Annotated in this window: 18 protein-coding genes and 2 riboswitches; of the genes, 16 read left to right on the top strand and 2 right to left on the bottom strand. The window is 47.4% G+C overall.

Annotation, left to right across the window (positions count from 1 at the left end; genetic code table 11):
* Positions 1 to 319: 319 nt before the first annotated feature.
* A riboswitch (purine riboswitch) is annotated at positions 320 to 423 on the top strand.
* A gap of 181 nt (positions 424 to 604) precedes the next feature.
* Together NSS94_RS24295 and NSS94_RS24290 are read left to right on the top strand one after the other, a co-directional pair.
* Positions 605 to 1,222, top strand: coding sequence for a xanthine phosphoribosyltransferase (locus NSS94_RS24295; protein WP_069012276.1), 618 nt, complete (start codon positions 605 to 607; stop codon positions 1,220 to 1,222).
* A complete protein-coding gene (locus NSS94_RS24290; RefSeq protein WP_341040320.1) occupies positions 1,216 to 2,523 on the top strand; it encodes a nucleobase:cation symporter-2 family protein in 1,308 nt (435 codons plus the stop codon). Before NSS94_RS24295 ends, NSS94_RS24290 begins: the two co-directional genes overlap by 7 nt.
* A gap of 81 nt (positions 2,524 to 2,604) precedes the next feature.
* On the opposite strand, the gene NSS94_RS24285 is transcribed toward NSS94_RS24290, so the two are convergent.
* Entirely contained in the window at positions 2,605 to 3,675 is a 1,071-nt protein-coding gene (locus NSS94_RS24285; RefSeq protein WP_341040319.1) for a hypothetical protein, read from the bottom strand.
* A gap of 105 nt (positions 3,676 to 3,780) precedes the next feature.
* Complete coding sequence (locus NSS94_RS24280) at positions 3,781 to 4,596, bottom strand: hypothetical protein (RefSeq protein ID WP_341040318.1); 816 nt, start codon at positions 4,594 to 4,596, stop codon at positions 3,781 to 3,783.
* Between the two features lie 826 nt (positions 4,597 to 5,422).
* Positions 5,423 to 5,620: riboswitch (cobalamin riboswitch) on the top strand.
* Between the two features lie 214 nt (positions 5,621 to 5,834).
* On the opposite strand from NSS94_RS24280, the gene NSS94_RS24275 reads away from it, so the two are divergent.
* The 14 genes from NSS94_RS24275 (at position 5,835) to NSS94_RS24210 (ending at position 19,896) form a co-directional block, all read left to right on the top strand.
* Positions 5,835 to 7,415 carry an ABC transporter substrate-binding protein gene (locus NSS94_RS24275; protein WP_341040316.1) on the top strand — a complete coding sequence of 527 codons (1,581 nt, stop codon included), beginning with the start codon at positions 5,835 to 5,837 and terminating at the stop codon, positions 7,413 to 7,415.
* A gap of 15 nt (positions 7,416 to 7,430) precedes the next feature.
* A complete protein-coding gene (gene nikB / locus NSS94_RS24270; protein WP_069012274.1) occupies positions 7,431 to 8,360 on the top strand; it encodes a nickel ABC transporter permease in 930 nt (309 codons plus the stop codon).
* Between the two features lie 14 nt (positions 8,361 to 8,374).
* Complete coding sequence (locus NSS94_RS24265; RefSeq protein ID WP_341040315.1) at positions 8,375 to 9,190, top strand: ABC transporter permease; 816 nt, start codon at positions 8,375 to 8,377, stop codon at positions 9,188 to 9,190.
* The gene (locus NSS94_RS24260; protein ID WP_341040314.1) at positions 9,190 to 10,107 is read left to right on the top strand and encodes an ATP-binding cassette domain-containing protein; all 918 of its coding nucleotides are present in this window, start codon (positions 9,190 to 9,192) and stop codon (positions 10,105 to 10,107) included. Before NSS94_RS24265 ends, NSS94_RS24260 begins: the two co-directional genes overlap by 1 nt.
* On the top strand, positions 10,104 to 10,880 hold the full coding sequence (locus NSS94_RS24255; RefSeq protein ID WP_340886838.1) for an ABC transporter ATP-binding protein: 777 nt from the start codon (positions 10,104 to 10,106) through the stop codon (positions 10,878 to 10,880). The genes NSS94_RS24260 and NSS94_RS24255 overlap by 4 nt, the downstream gene beginning before the upstream one ends.
* A gap of 158 nt (positions 10,881 to 11,038) precedes the next feature.
* A complete protein-coding gene (gene nikA / locus NSS94_RS24250; RefSeq protein ID WP_069012270.1) occupies positions 11,039 to 12,664 on the top strand; it encodes a nickel ABC transporter substrate-binding protein in 1,626 nt (541 codons plus the stop codon).
* 46 nt (positions 12,665 to 12,710) lie between these two features.
* Positions 12,711 to 13,655: a nickel ABC transporter permease subunit NikB gene (gene nikB, locus NSS94_RS24245; protein WP_341040313.1), complete on the top strand. Its 945-nt coding sequence runs from the start codon at positions 12,711 to 12,713 to the stop codon at positions 13,653 to 13,655.
* A complete protein-coding gene (nikC, locus tag NSS94_RS24240; protein ID WP_080658671.1) occupies positions 13,655 to 14,485 on the top strand; it encodes a nickel ABC transporter permease subunit NikC in 831 nt (276 codons plus the stop codon). The genes nikB (NSS94_RS24245) and nikC overlap by 1 nt, the downstream gene beginning before the upstream one ends.
* Positions 14,486 to 14,505: 20 nt before the next feature.
* Positions 14,506 to 15,330 carry an ABC transporter ATP-binding protein gene (locus NSS94_RS24235; RefSeq protein ID WP_069012267.1) on the top strand — a complete coding sequence of 275 codons (825 nt, stop codon included), beginning with the start codon at positions 14,506 to 14,508 and terminating at the stop codon, positions 15,328 to 15,330.
* Positions 15,331 to 15,368: 38 nt separating this feature from the next.
* Positions 15,369 to 16,178: a nickel import ATP-binding protein NikE gene (gene nikE / locus NSS94_RS24230; protein ID WP_341040312.1), complete on the top strand. Its 810-nt coding sequence runs from the start codon at positions 15,369 to 15,371 to the stop codon at positions 16,176 to 16,178.
* Between the two features lie 142 nt (positions 16,179 to 16,320).
* Entirely contained in the window at positions 16,321 to 17,130 is an 810-nt protein-coding gene (locus NSS94_RS24225) for a transporter substrate-binding domain-containing protein (protein ID WP_341040311.1), read from the top strand.
* 30 nt (positions 17,131 to 17,160) lie between these two features.
* Positions 17,161 to 17,877, top strand: coding sequence for an amino acid ABC transporter permease (locus NSS94_RS24220; protein WP_013312615.1), 717 nt, complete (start codon positions 17,161 to 17,163; stop codon positions 17,875 to 17,877).
* 4 nt (positions 17,878 to 17,881) lie between these two features.
* Positions 17,882 to 18,649, top strand: coding sequence for an amino acid ABC transporter ATP-binding protein (locus NSS94_RS24215; protein WP_029518797.1), 768 nt, complete (start codon positions 17,882 to 17,884; stop codon positions 18,647 to 18,649).
* A gap of 230 nt (positions 18,650 to 18,879) precedes the next feature.
* A complete protein-coding gene (locus tag NSS94_RS24210) occupies positions 18,880 to 19,896 on the top strand; it encodes an asparaginase (RefSeq protein ID WP_341040309.1) in 1,017 nt (338 codons plus the stop codon).
* Positions 19,897 to 19,936: the final 40 nt, after the last annotated feature.

The raw sequence follows: 19,936 nt of genomic DNA, 5'->3' as shown, positions 1-19,936 counted from the left end.
CTTGCATGGATAAAATACGGGCAGCCTGAAAGTCTGCCTTTTGTTTTCTTAACTAACTCCATACTACTTCCGTTTTTCTTTGTAGTCAACAGAAACGGAAGTCTATTTTGTGGTTTTATTTTTGTATTTGAAATAATAATTAAAATTAAGTGTTGTTTTGTATGTATTTTTGTTTTTTAACATCTGTTTTCTACTATATATATACCTTCAACAAAGGTCGATGTGATTTTACGATATTCCAATTGTGGAAGGTTCTCCAAAAGCCGCTGTCTGTATGAAAAATAATCTTGAAACCGTCCGCCAGAGGGTGTAGTATACAAGATATCAATTTCATATGACTCGTATAATATTGGGGATATGGCCCAAAAGTTTCTACCGGATGACCACTGTAATCGTCCGACTATGAGTGATAGCGCATCGGCTTCGGATGAATGCGGGCATTTATTTGTGCGCCAATCCGTCAGGGATTATAACCCCAAGGACAGGCTTCACTTGAGAAACAACTCAAGGGAGCCTGTCCTTTTTTGGTTTTGGCAGGTTTTACTGTTCAGGATTTTGCAAAATCCTCACTATTTTAAAGTACAGAAGGAGCGATACTCGCATAATGAAAGTTTTGGAGGAACGTATTCGTCAAGAAGGACAAATTTTATCTGACACCGTATTAAAGGTGGATTCATTTTTGAATCATCAGGTAGATACAGCATTAGCATTAGAGATTGGTAAGGAGTTTGCACGCCTGTTCGGCAGTGCTCCGATCACCAAGGTGCTTACCATTGAAGCTAGTGGTATTCAATTTGCAATGGCTACTGCTATTGCCTTGGGGGTCCCGTTCATTTATGCGAAGAAAAAGAAGGCCATCACGCTGAATGAGCAGGTATACTTCGCAGAGGTTCATTCGTTCACTCGGCAGGAAACCTATCAGGTGAGTATCTCCCAAAAATACCTTGATGCCAGCGACCATGTGCTGATCGTAGATGATTTTTTGGCAACTGGTGCAGCATTGGTCGGACTTACGGATATTGTAAAGGAAGCAGGAGCGGAGCTGGCCGGGGTTGGCTGTGTGATTGAGAAGAGCTTCCAGGAAGGCCGTGGACTGTTGGAGCAAAGAGGCATCGCCGTACGTTCTCTTGCGCGTATCGCTTCCATGGCACCAGGCGAGGTCGATTTTATAGAGGAAGCTGGCGTAGTAATTGCTCCTGTTAAGGAGAATGTGGGATGTTAAGTAAACAAAAGTTATTCGCACTGGGCTTCCAGCATGTCATGGCGATGTACGCTGGAGCCATTGCTGTACCTCTAATTGTAGGGGGAGCATTGCACCTGACTCCAGCCCAGATGGCTTATTTGGTGGCTGCCGATCTGTTCACTTGCGGGATTGCTACGTTATTACAAATTATGGGCACACGCTTTTTCGGTAGTAGACTGCCTGTCATTTTAGGCTGTACGTTTACGGCAGTAGGGCCTATCATCGCGATTGCTTCGACCTCAAATTTGGCGACAGCGTACGGTGCCATTATTTTGTCTGGTATATTCGTGGTGCTTGCGGCACCGCTGTATGGCAAGCTGCTACGCTTTTTCCCGACGGTCGTTACGGGTTCGGTCGTTACAATTATCGGTCTATCCCTTATTCCGGTGGCGATGAACAATGTAGCAGGTGGCCAGGGCAGCGCGGATTTTGGACAGCCGCGTAATTTGCTGCTGGCGCTGGTTACATTATTGGTTATTCTGCTTGTGAATCGGTTGGCAAAGGGCTTTATGCGCTCGATTTCCGTGCTCATCGGTCTGTTTGCAGGCACGGTGGTTGCTTATGCGATGGGAATGGTGCATTTTGCTCCCGTGGCAGATGCGTCATGGGTGAGTGTTGCGCAGCCATTTTATTTTGGTAAGCCAGAGTTTAGCATTATGGCAGTTTGTACGATGATTATCGTCAATATTGTCAGCATGGTCGAGTCTACGGGTGTTTATCTGGCAGTAGGCAAGGCGATTGATCAAAAGGTAGAGCAAAAGCAGATCGTCAATGGACTCCGTTCGGAAGGACTTGCGATTATGCTTGGGGGTATTTTTAACGCGTTTCCTTATACAGCCTTCTCGCAAAATGTGGGTCTGATCTCGCTCACACGCGTCAAATCGCGGAACGTTATTTTTGCTGCGGGCGGTATCATGGTTGTTCTCGGTTTGCTGCCTAAGCTGGCTGCTTTAACGACAGTGATTCCTAACGCTGTGCTGGGCGGGGCGATGATCGTCATGTTTGGCTCGGTCGCTGCATCAGGCATGTCTATTTTGTCAGAAGTGGATCTGCGAAAGGAAAGCAATCTGCTGATCGCAGCATGCAGTATTGCTGTGGGCCTAGGTTCTGCCGTTCTGCCACAAATGTTCGACCAGCTGCCGAGCTTTGCCAAAATGTTGTTGCAAAATGGTATTGTTTCGGGCTCGATTACAGCGATTGTCTTGAACATCGTTTTGACGAGAAAACAAGGGGAATCGGTCAAAAGCGTGACGATTCAGGAGGTTCCACAGAAGGTTTAAGGATTGGAATCAGATAAAGAAAGCCGGAGAGAAAGCGTAAGCTTCTTTCCGGCTTTTTGGCATGGAGTTACCCAGAATGGGTTATTTATTAAGCAGCATGAAGTTATTGATGAAACCCTCTTCCTGTATAAAGATCGGGGTTTGGATTTTCGAAGTAAAGTCATAATAGTACACGCCGCGTCCTTCCTCCTGATTTTTCTGAGAGGCGCTGCCTAAATAGTAGATCCCCTTGCCGTCTGGGGACATATAGATAAAGCTGCGGGATGAAATGGGTAGCTCTAATTTGGTGCGTTTTCCAGTCGCAATATCAACAAGGCTATACTCGGGGTTGCCGTGATTAATGAAACGGGCAGTTACTAGGAGCAACTGATCATTACTGCTGGACATTGATAAGATTTGTTCGTTCTTTAGTGTAATGACAGACCGCTCTTGTTTAGTGGCGTTGTTGATCTCTGTAACCTTGTAGCTTGCTGGCATAGTAAAAGTATTGTTTTTTGACGCAATATCTGACCGTTTATCTTGCTCTTTCTCTGAAAACTGTGTAGTATAAATTGTTTTTTTTGCCGGATTATAGGCTATAGACCAGGTGTGTTTATCTTGGTTTTCATCATGTAAGAACTGCATTGTATGAGTCGATTTATTGTAGAAAATTGTTTTAAGTGTACGCTCTCCTTTTTTGACTGCAGCTAGTATAAGTGGACCTTCTGGAGTAGTTGGCACTATACGATTAATGGCAAATAAATTATCGGATAATTGTTCAGTTTTTTTTGAATTTAAGTCGTACGAAAATAGTTGGTCTCCCTTATCATCCACATCGGCAGAGTAATAAATTTTGTGATCAGGTAAGGACACCAGGGAAAGCGGGTATTGAGAGGTATAAGGAACATCGGCCAGTTTGGTAATTTTTTTACTGCTTAAGTCATATGTCATGACTCGCATAACCATACCTTTATCTGTATTTTTCCCATTCACATATTCTGTATAGGTCATGGATAGATATTGGCCTTGTTCTGAAGGAACTGTTTTTTTTCCTGATAGAACTTCTTTATATGGGACTGATTGCGTTGATGGAGCAGAAGATGGTGAGCAGGCAGACAATAGAGTTGGAACGAGCAAGTAAATTATAATGAAGCGAAAGCTGCTTGTTTTCAAAAGCGAACATCCTTTCTAAAGATGAGAAATTTACTAAATCGATTATGTTAAGAAAAAAGGGAAAAGGACAGGGTGTAGGCCCTATCCTTGTTTCACATGAAGAAATTAGAACGTATAAAAATATCGCCCCGAAAATGAGAGAGACGAACTCCATGTCAAGCCCAAATCCTGTACACCTGTTTTCCAAATATCAACAACAGCATCTGGCAGACTCCCATTGTCAGCCTTAGTGAAATCATGGACATTATTGTTGTCAATATTTCTTACGGAGATTTTTGTTCCAAACTCAGGGTTATCAATAGCCCCTTTTGTTGCACAGTCGCCTCTTTTTAGTGAATTGGAATTCTCACCAGTTGAGTCCGTAAAATTTGTCCCTCTACCTGTGCCTTGAACCCTGCCATTCGAAGTTCCGGTAATGACAATTTCATTATTATGCGCTCCGTATGTATAAGTCCCAGGTGCTTTGCGTGTACCGCGTGGTAATGCCTGAAGTGAAACACTATTAGTTGTAATCGCATTTTCCTTTTGATCAGGTAAGATAATATCTTTGATGTAACCTTCACCATCATAAATTACTTTTAAACCAGGCTGAGGTTCAGGGTTGTCAATATGATATACCGGCAGTGATTTGGCTTCTTCTTTGATTTCCTTAATTAGTGCCTCTTCTTTTTGTAGCTCAATTTGTTGTTCAGCAGTAAGTGGAGCAACAGCAGCTAGAGATTTTTGTGGTTCAGGTACAGGAGTTCCTTTTTCCAATACAACCATGTTATTGTTCTCGTCATATTGGATGATTGTACCCGCCAACATTTGGTCAGGGATTTTTTCCCCTTTCTCAGCATGAGAGATTGCTGGACTGACGACTCCCCAAGAAATGAGTAGCGTTACAGCTAGAAAAGCTTGTGGTAGATACTTTACTTTCATACAAAGCGCCTCCTCGAAAAATTTGTAAATCCATAGATAGCATAAATGAGCTCACATACTATATCAACCTTTTAATGGAATATATGAATATATTTATCTATATTTTTATAAGCAAGAGTTCATTATCCTGACATATACGACATTTAATGACAGTTTTATAACAGCAGATTTGATAGTCCAGTAGGAGTAAGAAGCTAAAGGAGTTCTCCAAATGAACATTAGGAGCTTATTAATCTACTAGAACAATTTGCTAGAGTGATGGGTGATATCATGGTATAATTTACCTTATGGATTTTGAATAGTGGTGGATGTTTTCGGACCACGGTGTAGCTTCCTGAAAGGGGGTGAAGCCGATGGTCAACCTTGTGTCGTGCTACGATGTGTTGCGTTGGATGGTTACGTTACTAAGCCTGGTGTTTAGTATTCGTAAACTTTATCGCTGGCTACGTCGGAAATTTCGGAACAAGCGAAAACCCACCGCGTAATTAGGTTGGCCCCTAACGGTGGGTTTCGTTTGCATTAACCATTAGTTATGCAGCGCGCCGTGGGTGATCCACAGCCTTTCAAGTCCTAAGAGTCTTTGCCGTTGGCGCGGCGAAGACTCTTTTTAGTATACGGACACGGTGGTTTACTCTATACCTAATTTTAACACTTCAATTGCGTACACGCAATTGGAGGTTAGGTCTTGTTTCTACCTTATCGTTCAAATTTAAATTATTGTGCAGCCTTTATTGACAAGCCTGTGACAACAAAATAAGATCGTAATGAAAAGAAATAAAGGAAGAAAACAGGTGTGAGCCGGACAACTCTATGTATGGGGTTTCGTAGAGACGATGTACATAGTTGTTGAGCATGTTCACTTAAAAGGGAAGTTCGGTTGATTCCGACACGGGCCCGCCACTGTATACAGGCATCAGCAGGATACTGCTGGAGCTTTCAGAACAGCCACTGGAATTGTGAAGAACCGGGAAGGCCTGAAAGATACGCCTGGAGTCAGGAGACCTGCCTGTTTTGACATCACTGTCAGACCCACGGGATTGCTGGGGAGGTGGTTAGGCGTGCTGCATACGGAATGTCTGAAACCGATCCCTTCTATATTATTAGAGTTGGCTTCGAGGTGAGTTTTGGCATTTTATATTGAAGGCATTTCTGACTGCTAATCAAGTGGTCCGGAATGCTTTTTTTGGCGTTTTACGTTAGGTTTATATGTTTTTACAAGATAGAGGGGGACTCATGAAATGATTAGCAATCGTAGTAGGCGTTCATGGTTCGTATGTACAGGGGTGATGCTGCTGCTAGCAGTTATGGCTCTTTCGGGATGTGCCAGCAATAAGACGGCGGATAGCTCCGGCAAGGGGGAGAACGCGTCAGCACAACAAACAGCGACAGATAAAAAGCTAGTAATGGCGTATACGTGGAAACCGTCAGGCGTTGACCCGCACGGAGATAATAGCTGGGATGTAATGCGATCCGGTGCAGGCGAGACGCTGGTACGTTTGAATGAAAAGCTGGAACCTATGGCTTGGTTGGCAAAGGAGTGGAAGCAGGACAGCCCTACAGTTTGGACGTTCAGCTTGCAGGATAAAGTCACTTTTCATAATGGAAAAAGTATGGATGCAGCAAGTGTAAAAGCGTCTTTGTTACGCTCTATTGAGAAAAGCCATCTGGCGAAGGATTTACTGAATGTGAAGTCCATTGATGTAAGCGGCCCGCTGGCCTTGAAGATCACGACAAACCAGCCGAATGCGGCGTTGGTGTCTAATCTAGCTGATCCATCGACGATTGTACTGGATGTGGCATCGATGAAAGATGAACAGAGTCACCCAGCGATGACAGGCGCCTTTAAAGTCAAAGCGTTCAACAAGGACCAATCGTTGGTCGTAGAGCGTTATGACGGATACTGGGGCGAGAAGGCACGATTGGCTGAAGCGACGATGAAGTTCATTACGGACGGGAATTCGCGCCTGATGGCACTGCAATCCGGTGAGGTGGACGTAGCGACGGATATTCCGGTTGATAACGCAGAGGTACTGAAAAAGAACGGCAAGCTGCAAGTGCTGTCAGCTCCGTCCTTGCGCACCCATATGATCGTGTACAATATGGAATCGCCAGTATTCAAGGATGTGGCGAACCGTAAGGTGGTGGACAGCCTGATTCCACGCGCATCGATTGTGAGCGCCGTCATGAGGGACTTCGGTACGGAGGCAAGCAGCCCGTTCCCGAGCATTCTTCCCTTCGGTAAAGTTGAGCGTAAAGCGCTGGACGGAACGGCAGAGCAACTTTTGACGAAGGATGGCTGGCAGAAGGACGCCCAAGGGACATGGACTAAGCAAGGCAAGCCGTTCGAGGTTACGCTGCTGACTTTCCCTCAGCGTCCGGAGCTCTCTGTTATGGCTGAGGTCATCCAAAGCCAATTGCTGAAAGAGGGAATCCAGGTCAAGATTCGCAAGGTGGAAAATATCGACGAGGCGTTGACCAAAAACGATTGGGATTTTGCTATGTACAGTATGCTTACTGCTCATACAGGAGAGCCGCAATATTTTATGGACATGTTTTATTCTTTGAAAAGCGAAGCCAATGTAAGCCGTTATAGTTCCAAACCGCTAGAGAGTATTCTGAACAGCCTGAAGCTGGCGAAGGATACAGCGCAGCGTAATGCCATGACACTACAAGCGCTGGATATCATCAATACGGATTTGCCACAGTCGTTCATTGTGCATCCTGATAATGTGTTTGGCGTGAAAAAAGGGGTGGAGGGTTTTACACCCCATCCGATCGAGTATTACTACATTACGACGCAATCCGATATTGCGGAATAACGAGCTGCGTATCCTATGATTCGTTTTATACTGGAACGTGTGGCGCAGCTGCTTATCATTGTATTCGTGGTATCCACGCTGACTTTTGTACTGATGCGGCTGGCCCCTGGAGACCCTGCTACCATTTTGCTCACCGCGCATAATATCCCTGCCTCTGAGGAAGCCTTGACGACGCTACGAAAGGAACTGGGCTTAAACGAACCGCTTCATATTCAATATGTGAACTGGCTGCGGGATGTGTCCACAGGGCATTGGGGCACTTCGTATGTATCCAAGGAGTCGGTGCTAGCCGAACTGTGGAACAGACTGCCCGCTACTGTGGAGCTAGCTGCTGCGGGCTTCGCCGTCATGACGGTGCTTACGCTGGGGCTGGGGCTGGCTGCCTCGCTAAAAATCAGCGGCCCACTGGATCGTCTGGGCAGGCTGTTCGCCCTGCTGGGATCGTCGATCCCCTCTTTTTGGTTTGGTTTTCTGTTGATCTATCTATTCTCCGTTCGCTTGGGCTGGCTCCCATCCATGGGAAGGGAGGACTGGACACATCTAGTGCTCCCAGCGCTGACTCTTGGCGCAGGTTTGGGAGCTGTGCAAGCACGCGTACTGCGCGCTCAAATGCTGGAGCTGGGTGACCGGAATTTTGTGAAAGCAGCGAAGGCTCGAGGCTTTTCACGTTTGCATATCCTGTTTTTTGAGATATTTAGGCATGCGGTTCTGCCTATAATTACACTGCTAGGTACCAATCTATCATTTATGCTGGCAGGTAATGTGATTGTAGAGACCATTTTTTCATGGCCGGGGTTGGGCAAGTATTTTATAGATGCGATTACACAGCGAGATTATCCGGTGATTCAGGGGTATGTTATTTTTGCCGTATTTTTAATTGTAGGAGTTCAGTGTTTGGTGGATGTGGTCCAGACGGCGATAGATCCGAGGCTGCGTTTGCGTTAAGGGGGAAGCTGAAAATGAAAAAGATACGGCTTTCCTTTCAAGGGAGCTTGCTGGCAGGAGGCGTACTGTTTGGTCTGATCGTGCTGCTTGGGTTATTGGCTCCATGGGTCGCTCCTCATGATCCTCTCCAAGTGGACCTTTTGAACCGTCTGGCACCACCCAGCCGGAAATATCCTTTCGGTACGGATCATCTGGGCCGGGATGTGCTATCACGGCTAATTTACGGGATTCGGATGAGCGTGCTAATCGCATGTGCGATTACTGTAGCTACGTTGTGCTTCAGTCTGCCTATAGGGTTGCTTATTGGTTATGTGCGTGGACGCGTGGACCAGCTGGTTATGCGAGGAATCGACGGGGTACTGGCTTTTCCTGATATTATTTTAACGGTGGCGATTGTGGGCATTTTGGGCCCAGGTTTTGTTAACATGACCCTTGCGATTATTGCGGTAAGGTGGGCGGGCTATGTCCGGTATATCCGTAGTCTGGTTCAAAAAGCCTGTCAGGAGGACTACGTTCGGTATGCCCGTTTATCCGGCAATTCACACGTACGTATACTGAGCCGTTATGTATTGCCACAAGCGTTGCCGCAGTTGTTGGTTTATGCGATATGGGATATCGGACGCGTGGTGCTGATGATCGCTGGGCTGTCCTTTCTTGGACTGGGTGTACAGCCGCCCAGGCCAGAATGGGGCGTGATGCTGCATGATGCCACCTCATATTTTCAGGTGGCTCCGCATGTCATAATTTTCCCAGGCTTGGCGATTATGCTATTCGTACTTGCCTGCCAGCTTTTGGGCGACCGTTTTTCGGAAAAGGAGGCGGCCAAATAGTGGAGGATCAAACAGCCCTTGGGGGCAAGGATACGATAGAACAAGTGGCAGGTCGAAAACCGTTGTTACACGTGGAACATTTGGAAATCTGCCGCACAGGCGCAGGAGCAAGCAGAAGTGGGAGCAAACCACTGCTGCGTGATGTGAGCTTTTCCATATATTCAGGGGAGATTGTGGCCCTGACCGGACCGAGCGGATGCGGCAAGAGCCTGACCGCACACGCAATCGCAGGCATGCTGGAGCCAGGTATCGGTGTTACGCATGGGCGTATCTACTATAACGGGGAAGACATTCTCCCGTTCCAGGAACGGCGCTGGCAAAGGCTGCGACGAGAGGATATTGCCCTGCTCATTCAACAATCGCTGAGCGGGTTAAACCCAATCCGGACTGTCCGCGCCCAGCTGATGGATACGCTTAGACTGCACGGGCGGCGTTGGATGCCGCATGACCAGATGGAGCCGGAGCACGCTGGTGCTGCATTATCCCACAATGCACCGCAGCAAGTCCACCCACTGGGCGTGCTGCCACGGATACGGCAGATGCTGAGCCGTGTCTCGGAGATAGCCAGAGGAGGCGCTAATCCAGTGCGGGAGGCCTATTTGCGCTCTCTGCTCTGCAAGGTAGGGTTTGAAGATCCTGAGCATATTTTGTCGTCGTATCCTTTTGAACTAAGCGGAGGCATGTGTCAAAGGGTGCTGCTGGCTGCCATGCTAAGCTCCGGTCCGAGCCTCTTTATTGCCGACGAGCCGACTACGGCGCTGGATGTGATCAACCGCGACAAGGTCTTGGCATTGCTGCAACAGTTGAGAGAAGACTTTGATCTCACCATATTGTTGATCTCACATGATCGCCAGGGTATGAGTCGCATAGCAGATCGAGTGTTGGAGATGAGCCCGGAAGGAAGGATGCACCAGTGATGCTGGAATTGAAGAATGTGACAAAAGCATACCCTGTCCGCAAACGGAGAAAAGGTTGGTTCAGCACGCAAGATAGCGAACAGGCCGTGAAGAAGGTGAGTCTGGAGCTACGACAAGGAGAATGTCTTGGACTGGTTGGAGAAAGTGGAAGTGGCAAAAGCACGCTGGCACAATGTATTCTGGGGCTGGAGTCGTTGACCTCAGGAGAGATTTGGCTGGATGAACAGCCCATTCACACCGGAAAGATGAAGGATGTTCAGCTGTACAAGCGAATCCAGTTGGTTGCACAGGATTCGTCCTCCTCGCTACATCCCCGTATGACCATTCGAGATATTTTAATGGAGCCAATCCACAACTATTTCCCTGAGCGAAAAGCGCAGGCGCTGGATATTTGTCTGTCTCTATTGGAATCGGTAGGATTAGAGGCTGACAGTCTGGAAAAATACCCAGCTCAGCTGAGTGGCGGACAAAAGCAGCGGGTATGTATTGCCCGAGCTTTGGCGGTGGAGCCAAATATTATCTTGTTCGATGAATCGATCGCCAATCTGGATACGACAACGCAGTCTTCTGTATTGGACATGCTCAAGAGAATGCAGGTGGAACGTCAGTTGTCCTACCTATTTATCACTCACGATCTCCCATCTACTCGTCAGTTTTGTGACCGCGTTGCCGTCATGGTTCAGGGGGAGATTGTGGAAATATTTAAGGAATGGGATGAAGAATTGTTACAGCATGAGTACACGCGTACTCTATTTCAAACGTTGGCGAATTAAGCCATAAGTTTAGGATTTTTCAAAATCCTCATTTCACAAATTTAAAAGAAATAAGAGGGTTGCTTGTCGAATAGTGTTGACAAAATTGAGCGTGATACCTATTCTAAATATGATTATGATAATCATTATCACATATATAGAAAAGGGGAAATACATTGATGTCCGTTCGACACCGCAAGACTGCTACCCTTATGTTGGTGGCGCTCCTCTTATTATCCGTTGTTTTGGGCTGCGCAAAGCAGGAGAACACACCTGCATCCACCTCTACTGACGGAGCTGCCAATGAAAAGTCGATCACGCTATCGTGGCCGCGTGACATTGGCACGATGAATCCTCATGTATACAATCCTTCCCAACTTTTTGCACAATCCATGGTTTATGAGCCGTTAGTCAGCTACAAGCAAGGAGGCAAGCTGGAACCTGCTTTGGCTGAATCCTGGACTATTTCCAAGGACGGTAAGACATATACGTTTAAGCTGCGCAAAGATGTGAAATTTTCGGATGGTACGCTATTTAATGCGGCCATTGTCAAAAAGAACTTTGACGCTATCATGAAAAATGAGAAGACGCACAGCTGGCTTGGTATAGTAGGCGTTCTCGACAAAACTGAAGCCGTAGATGACAGCACCTTCCGAATGACGCTCAAAGAGCCATACTACCCAGTGCTTCAGGATTTGTCTGTCGTTCGCCCGTTCCGTTTTCTGGGTGAAGCCGGGTTCCCGGATGATGGAGATACGTCCAAAGGAATCAAGAAACCTGTAGGTACAGGACCTTGGATGCTGGATGAATACAAGCAAGATGAGTATGCAACCTTTAAGCGTAATCCGAACTATTGGGGTACTGCACCGAAGGTGGATAAAATTACGGTAAAAATCATTCCCGATGGCGAAACCCGTGTGATGGCCTTTGAAAAAGGCGACCTGGATCTGATTTATGGAGAGGGTGTCATTAGTCTGGATGCCTTCAAACAGCTTCGCGACACGAATCAGTATGTTACCACGCTGTCCGAGCCTGTCGGAACAAGAAGTCTGTTGCTCAACTCGTCCAATCCCAAGCTGGCAGACCTTCGGGTACGTCTGGCGCTCCAGCATGGCTTTAACAAGCAGGCAATGGTGGAAGGTGTGACTTCAGGGCTGGAGGAAAAAGCGGATACGGTTTTATCCAAAAACTATCCGTATACGAATGTAAACCTACAGCCTGTTGGCTATGATGTGGAAAAATCCAAAGCGTTGCTGGATGAGGCTGGCTGGAAGCTGCCCGCAGGCGGTACAGTACGGGAAAAAGACGGACAACAGCTGGATTTTGAGCTGATTTTTGATAAAACCGATCCAATCCAAAAGGCGATGGCTGAAACCATTCAGGCTGAATGGGGAGAACTGGGTGTCAAAGTGAACCTGACCGGACTGGAGCTGACGGTTCAAATTAAGCGCCTTAGATCCAACCAGTTTGATCTGTACTTCTGGTATAACTATGGTGCGCCTTATGATCCGCATTCCTTTATTAACGTCATTGCCAAGAAGAGCTTCGGAATTTCCGAGACGCTGAGCGCCCTTCCGATGAAGAAAGATCTGGATCAGCAAGTACACGAGGCGCTCTCATCGACAGATGAAACCAAGCGCCAAGAGCTGTATGCTTCGATTCTGAAGACGCTTCAGGAGCAATCTGCCATTGTGCCTATTTCGTATATTAAGAAAACGGCAGTGTATCAGAAAAAGATTACGAACTTTGTATTCCCGGCCAACCGGGATGAAAATCCGTTTGGTGGGCTTGAAATCGGGAAGTAGTTAAAACCGAAGGGTAACGTTCGTTTACAGGATAGGAGGACAACTCATGATCAGCTATATCGGGAAGCGAATGGTAGCGGTCATTCCTATTGTTCTCTTTGCCACCCTCGTTACCTTTGCACTGATTCATATTTCACCAGTTGATCCGGCCGAGGCCTATTTGACGGCTGCTCATATTTATCCTACTCCAGAGATTCTGGAGCAGAAAAGACATGAGTTCGGGCTGGATCAGCCTTTGCTGACGCAGTATATGCATACACTTCAAAGAATCAGTCAATTGGACTTTGGTACTTCGTATCTGACCAACAAGCCGGTATGGGATGAGGTCAAAGTTCGGCTGCCCGCCACTTTTGAATTGGCTGTGAGCAGTATGGTGCTATCTATTCTAGTGAGTATCCCGTTGGGCGTGCTAGCGGCGATGCGTAAAAATGGCTGGATCGACATGCTTAGTCGAGGAATTTCATATTTTGGGGCGTCTATTCCCCAGTTCTGGCTGGGATATTTGTTAATCTTCTTTTTCTCTGTCCGATTGGATTGGCTCCCTGTAGAGGGGCGAGGAACGTGGCAGCATCTGGTGCTGCCCACGTTAACCCTGTCGCTGGTTCTGATTGCTTTATATACGCGCCTGCTGCGTTCCAGTGTGTTGGAGCAGCTGCAGGAAACGTATGTGCAGTATGCCAGAACTAGAGGACTCCGTGAGCGGGTGATCATGCTCAAGCATGTACTGAAAATTGCCATTGCTCCACTGATTACAAGTATGGGTATGAACCTGGGCAAACTTTTGACCGGAACGATTATTGTGGAGCAGGTGTTTTCATGGCCCGGGTTTGGCCGTTATTTTGTGGAGGCGATTTTTAACCGGGATATTCCCGTCATACAATGCTATGTGTTTTTGGCGGCATGCCTGTTCATCGTATGCAATTTGCTCGTTGATCTGGTGCATTTGTATATGGACCCCCGAATTCCATCGAAGGGACGAGCAGAGCAGTGATGATAAGATTGCGTACAATGTTCAAAGGTCAAAAGGTAATCGTGGTCTGCTCTGTCGTACTGGCTGCTCTTTTTATTATTATGGCGCTAGCTCCTTGGCTGGCTCCCCATGATCCGGTTAAAGTCAGTTTACTGCACAAGCTGGAGGGACCTTCCAAAGAGTACTGGTTGGGAACTGATCATTTGGGTCGGTGCAATTTATCCCGGTTGCTGTATGGCGCACGGATTTCGCTAGGCTTTGCAACCTTAATTTTCCTGTCCTCGCTTAGCATCGGCGTTGTGGTCGGGTCGCTTGCGGGTTATGTGGGCGGCTGGGTCGATAGTGTGCTGATGCGGTTTTGTGAAGGTATTATGGCGTTTCCGAATTTGGTGCTTGTGCTGGGCATTGTCGGTATTTTTGGACCGGGCCTCATGCAGGTGCTGCTTGCATTAATGATGGTGCAGTGGGTGTATTATGCCAGAATGTGCCGCAATATGGTCGTCAGTCTGAAAGAACGGAATTTTATAGCTGCCGCAAGGATCAGCGGGTCCTCCTCAGGAGCCATTATCCGGCGGCATATTATTCCGAATGTGCTGCGGCCGATTGTGGTCATTGGTACGCTGGAAATGGGCTGGGCGATCATGGATATTTCCGCGTTGTCGTTCCTCGGTTTGGGCATCCAACCGCCGACTCCCGAATGGGGAGCGATGATTCATGAGGGAACGGGATACATCCGCAGCCATCCGGAATTAATGATCTATCCGGGGGTTATGATTCTGGTGGTGGTGATGGCCTTCAATATATTGGGGGAGGCGCTGTCCGACCGATACGGAATTGCCAAACGTCAGTAAAACAGGAGTGAGTTACAACGATGGACGACAGGGCGAAGGTGCTGGAGGTCAGCGACTTACAGGTGAAGCTCAAAACCGATGCAGGAGCGGTGTCTCTGCTGGAGCCAATTCATTTTGAGCTGAGAAGGGGACAAGTTCTGGGTCTTGTCGGCGAGAGTGGAAGCGGTAAAACCGTGACTTGTAAAGCGTTGCTCCAATTGCTGGATCGCCAGACGATGGACGTGGAAGGTAGTGTCCGTCTGAACGGGCGTGAGCTGAACGGAATGGCGGCCGAGGAGATGCGCCGTATTCGGGGCAAGGAAATCGCGTTTATTATGCAAAATCCGATGAGTGCCTTTACGCCAGTGTATACGATCGGAGCTCAGTTTATGGAAACGGTCCGCACGCACACCGGATTAACCAAACGACAGGCCCGTGATCTTGCCATAACGGCTCTGGAAAATATGAATTTGCCCGATCCAGCCAAGCTGATGAAGCGTTATTCATTTCAGTTGAGCGGAGGGATGCTGCAACGGGTCATGATCGCCATTTCCATGTGCCTGCGGCCAGCAGTGGTTATTGCTGATGAACCAACGACGGCGCTTGATGTGGTCAATCAGCTACAGGTGCTAAGAGAGCTGGATCGCTTGCGTACGGAATACAATACGTCCATTTTGCTGATCTCGCATGATCTGGGCGTCATTTCCCAATTGGCGGATGAAGTGGCTGTCATGCAGCAGGGTCGTATTGTTGAGCAGGCTGAGGTCCATCAGTTGTTCGATCACCCGCAGGATGAATATACGAAAATGCTGCTGCATGTCAGACCCAAGTTGTCTCTTCGGGGCATAAATCAGGTAGGTGGTTAGTCGCCTGTTCGACGGTCACACTTTCAAAAGGGGAGCGAATGCGCATGCTACAAGTGAAGGAAGTAACCCATAGCTATGGAAGGCGCAAATGGCTGGGCCGCTCTGAACCACGTCCCCCTGTGTTGGCTAACGTTTCGCTTACTATAGAGAGTGGATTTTGCCTGGGCTTACTTGGAACCAGTGGAGCTGGTAAAAGCACGCTGGGCAAGATTATTCTAGGGCTGGAGAAGCCGCAGGAGGGTCAGGTTCTGTTCCAGGGACAGGACATTTATAATGCGAGTCCCCAGGTCCTCAGGGGACTGCGACGGGATATGCAAGTCGTATTTCAGGACTGCCACTCTGCTGTAAACCCCCGAATGACCGCTGGGCAGATTATTGGGGAGCCTTTGGACAATTACGAACGGTTATCGGCGCAGGAACAAAAAAGAACAGTCGAAAGCCTACTGGAACGGGTTGGCCTCAAGCCAGAGGATCGGATTAAATATCCGCATCAGTTCAGTGGCGGACAATTGCAGCGGATCAACATTGCACGGGCGATTGCGCTTAAACCAAAGCTGATCGTGCTGGATGAGTCCGTCAGCAGTCTGGATATGGTTCACCAGATGCACATTTTAACCCTGCTGGGAGAACTGAAATCTTCGTTTGGATTGTCATATCTGTTCATCACGCATGATATTCGGGCGGCATACGCCGTCTGCGATGGCATTGCTGTGATGGAGCACGGGAGATTGATCGAGCGCTGTGATGAGAAGGATCAGATTTTGGACTCTGCTCATCCCGCTGTACGACGGTTGATCTCGTCCATTTTGCCAGAGCATCCAGCAGAACGTTTTCCGCTTCATGGATAACAGTGGACCCGCAAGGGTCCTTTTTTGTGCAACATATAGCTAAATAATCAATATGAAATTTACTTGTTGTATTATTTGAATAACCCGTTATAATATAAAATCATAGTAAATTACTTGGATATTAAAAAGGGGATGTCATAATATGAAGAAATCTGCTTTGGTAGCAGCGATTGGCCTATCTCTGGTGTTATTAACGGGTGCCTTGAGTGGATGTTCCTCGAAGGATGCGGCATTGGGGGAAAAGGTCATCTATGTTGGCACACAAAATGACTACCCACCGTTTGCCTTTACGAATGATAAAAATGAGCTGACCGGATACGATGTGGAAGTAGTCAAGGAGATCGACAAGAAGCTGGACGGGTATAAGATTGAATTTGTACCTTCGGGTTGGGATGCGATATTCCTTGCCCTGGATTCGAATAAAGTTCAGATGATCGCAGATGAAGTTGCCAAAAATCCTGAACGTGAGAAGAAGTATTTGTTCTCGGATGAGTCCTATTTCTCGGCTCAGTCGGTTATTATTGTGAAAAAGGGTAGAACGGATATTCATTCCCTCAAGGATTTGGAAGGCAAGAAGGTAGCAGCCTCGGTAGGCGACTCCTACACACAGTTGCTGGAACAGTATAATGCGAAGAACGGGAATAAAATTATTTTAAAATACAATGATACAGGCACTTCGTCCGATAACCTTCAAGACGTGCAAAATGGCCGAGTGGACGCTTATGTGAATGATCCGGTTATGGCGGCGGCAACGATCAAGAAGGAAGGTTTGCAGGTGGAAGCTGTGGGCGAGCCGGTGCAAAGTGATAACATCAACCTGGTGTTTAAAAAGGATAAGCAGGGCGAAGAGCTGAAAGCTAAAATCGACCCGATCATTAAAGAGCTGAAAACGGACGGAACACTGAAAAAATTGTCTGAACAGTGGACAGGTGGAGAATTTATTCCTCAGTAATAACAATGTAAAGGGTAAAGTGGGGTTCCTATGGAAAAGCTGTTTGATCTTGATTATATGTTGAAAAGCCTTCCCCAGATCGTCGAGTATCTCCCCGTGACCTTATGGATTGCGTTTGTGTCCATGCTGCTGGGTGGGATCATCGGGTTAGCTACGGCTTTAATCCGGATATACAAGGTGCCTGTCTTGGCGCCATTGTCTACGTTGTATGTCTCGTACATTCGGGGAACACCGCTCATTGTGCAGCTGTTTCTCGTATATTACGGAATACCCAAGTTTCTGTATTATTTCCAGAGCGAATATGGATTCTTACAGCAATTCAATGTCTATGTCATTCCGCCCGAGCTGTTTGCGTTGCTCTCATTTTCATTGAACCTCGGGGGATATTTGTCGGAGACGTTCCGGGCGGCGATTCATTCCGTCGACCGGGGACAATTTGAGGCTGCCAATTCCATTGGTATGAGCCAAACACAGATTATGCTCAAAATTGTACTGCCACAAGCGCTAACGGTGGCTTTACCCAATTTGGGAAACACGCTGATTAGTACGGTGAAGGATACGTCCTTTATTTTTATGATCGGTGTCGTCGATATGATGGGACAGGCTAAAATTATGGGCGCGCGGGCGCTGGCCTTTTTTGAGGTATATGTTGCGGTGTCTCTGATTTACTGGTTGGTATGTATTATTATTGAGCGCGGGCTTGTCGTGCTGGAGAAGCGTATTCGAATTTACGAAAGAAGTGAGTAAGGGTATGATTCAACTTCATCAAATTCATAAGCATTTTGGACAGCATCACGTGTTGAAGGGTATAGACCTGACGGTGGGCAAGGGAGAAGTCGTAGTGATCCTGGGCCCAAGCGGATCGGGGAAGTCCACGCTGCTGCGCAGCATTAATTTTTTGGAACAGCCGACCAGTGGTGTCATTGAAATTGACGGTGTAAAGGTAGACGCGGCCAAGGCGGGAAAAAAGGACATTCTCGGACTACGGATGGCAACGGCAATGGTATTTCAGCAATATCAGTTGTTTAAAAATTTGAATGCACTCCACAATGTGATGATTGGTCTGACCAGTGTGAAAAAGCTGGATCGTAAGCAGGCGAGGGAGATCAGTGAAGGCATTCTGGAAAAGGTCGGGTTAAAGGATCGTATGACTTACTATCCTGCCCAGCTTTCGGGTGGACAGCAGCAGCGAGTTGCGATTGCCCGTGCTTTGGCACTAAATCCGCAGGTGTTGTTGTTCGATGAACCGACATCTTCACTTGATCCTGAACTGGTGGATGAAGTGCTGTCCGTGATTCAAAAGGTGGCGAGTGAAGGCAATACGATGATTATTGTCACGCATGAGCTTGGTTTTGCGAGAGATGTAGCGGATCGGGTTGTGCTGATGGAGCATGGCGTGATCGTGGAGCAGGGACCCGTGGAGCAGTTTTTCACCAATCCGAAGGAAGAACGGACACGGCAGTTTCTGGGCAAAGCGTTGGTACAGAGAGCGCCACAGGAGCAGCCTGTATCCCCATAAGAAGTACGTGGATAGCTTATAGGTATGTGCAGCGCTGTGGACTTATTGCACCTATGTAAAAAGCACGTTAGACAAGTCGCAGGAGGAAGGAAAGCCCGCGCTTGTTTGTCGTGCTTTTTTGGCCCCTCATATCTCCGATTCTTTTCCATTGCAAAGTAGCTTATCACACTTATTCATGATAAATTCTAAGAACAATACAGTGAAGATGTAATCGGGAAGGAACATTGGATATGAAAAAGGTTTTGTTCATTAATACCGGAGGGACCATTTCTTCCTCCTATCAGGAAAACGGCCTGACACCGACCCAATCGGCTGAAAATATTTTGGCGGAAATTCCGGAACTGAAGGAGATTTGCGAGATTGATGCCCATAATCTGATGAGCATTGATAGCACAAATACACAACCTGAGGATTGGGCTTCCATCGCCCGGATGGTACATCGTTCGCTCGATCAATACGACGGTATTGTCATTGCACACGGCACGGATACAATGGCTTATACGGCTTCAGTCTTGAGCTTCATGTTGGGAACTGTAGACAAACCCGTCGTCGTGACAGGTTCGCAGGTTTCTATTTTGGCGGAGCACAGCGATTCCAAAAAAAATGTAATCGACTCATTCCTGACCGCATGTGGCGAGGTGGCCGGGGTTTTTGTCGTGTTTAACGGCAAAATTATCAACGGTAGCCGCAGTTCGAAGATCAGAACACGCAGCTATAATGCTTTTGAGAGTATTAACTATCCGTATATCGGACTCGTGGAGAACGGTAAGGTGATCTATACGGAGGGCGTATTTGCAAATCGCGGTACCGCTCGTCACCCATACAACGACGGGTATGCTTCGGAGGTATTTCTGCTCAGGCTGATTCCGGGTACGAATCCGGCGATTTTCGATGCCATTCAGGGCTTGGGCTATAAAGGTATCGTCATTGAGGGCTTTGGTATGGGCGGCGTCCCGTTTAAAGAAAGGAGCCTAATCAGCAAAATCGAGGAATTGATGAAGGACGGTATGAGTATTGTCGTGACTACTCAATGTCCTTATGAGGGCGGGGATTTGACGATTTACGAGGTGGGGCAAAAGGTACTGGAGAAGGGTGTTATTCCGGGGTATGACATGACAACGGAAGCGCTGGTGACGAAAATGATGTGGGCGTTGGGGCAGACGACCGATCCGGCAGGGGTAGCCAAGATTATGGCAACGAACTACGCGGACGAAGTTTCCTTGCCTGCGGATACAGCTTCCTTATAGGAAGCTGATTTCCGTAGATGAGGATTTTGCAAAAATACCG

This window comes from Paenibacillus sp. FSL L8-0644, from assembly GCF_038008165.1.
Taxonomy (GTDB): Bacteria; Bacillota; Bacilli; order Paenibacillales; family Paenibacillaceae; genus Paenibacillus; species Paenibacillus polymyxa_D.
Note: the sequence above shows the minus strand (reverse complement) of the source record. Positions and strands in the feature narration are given on the sequence as shown.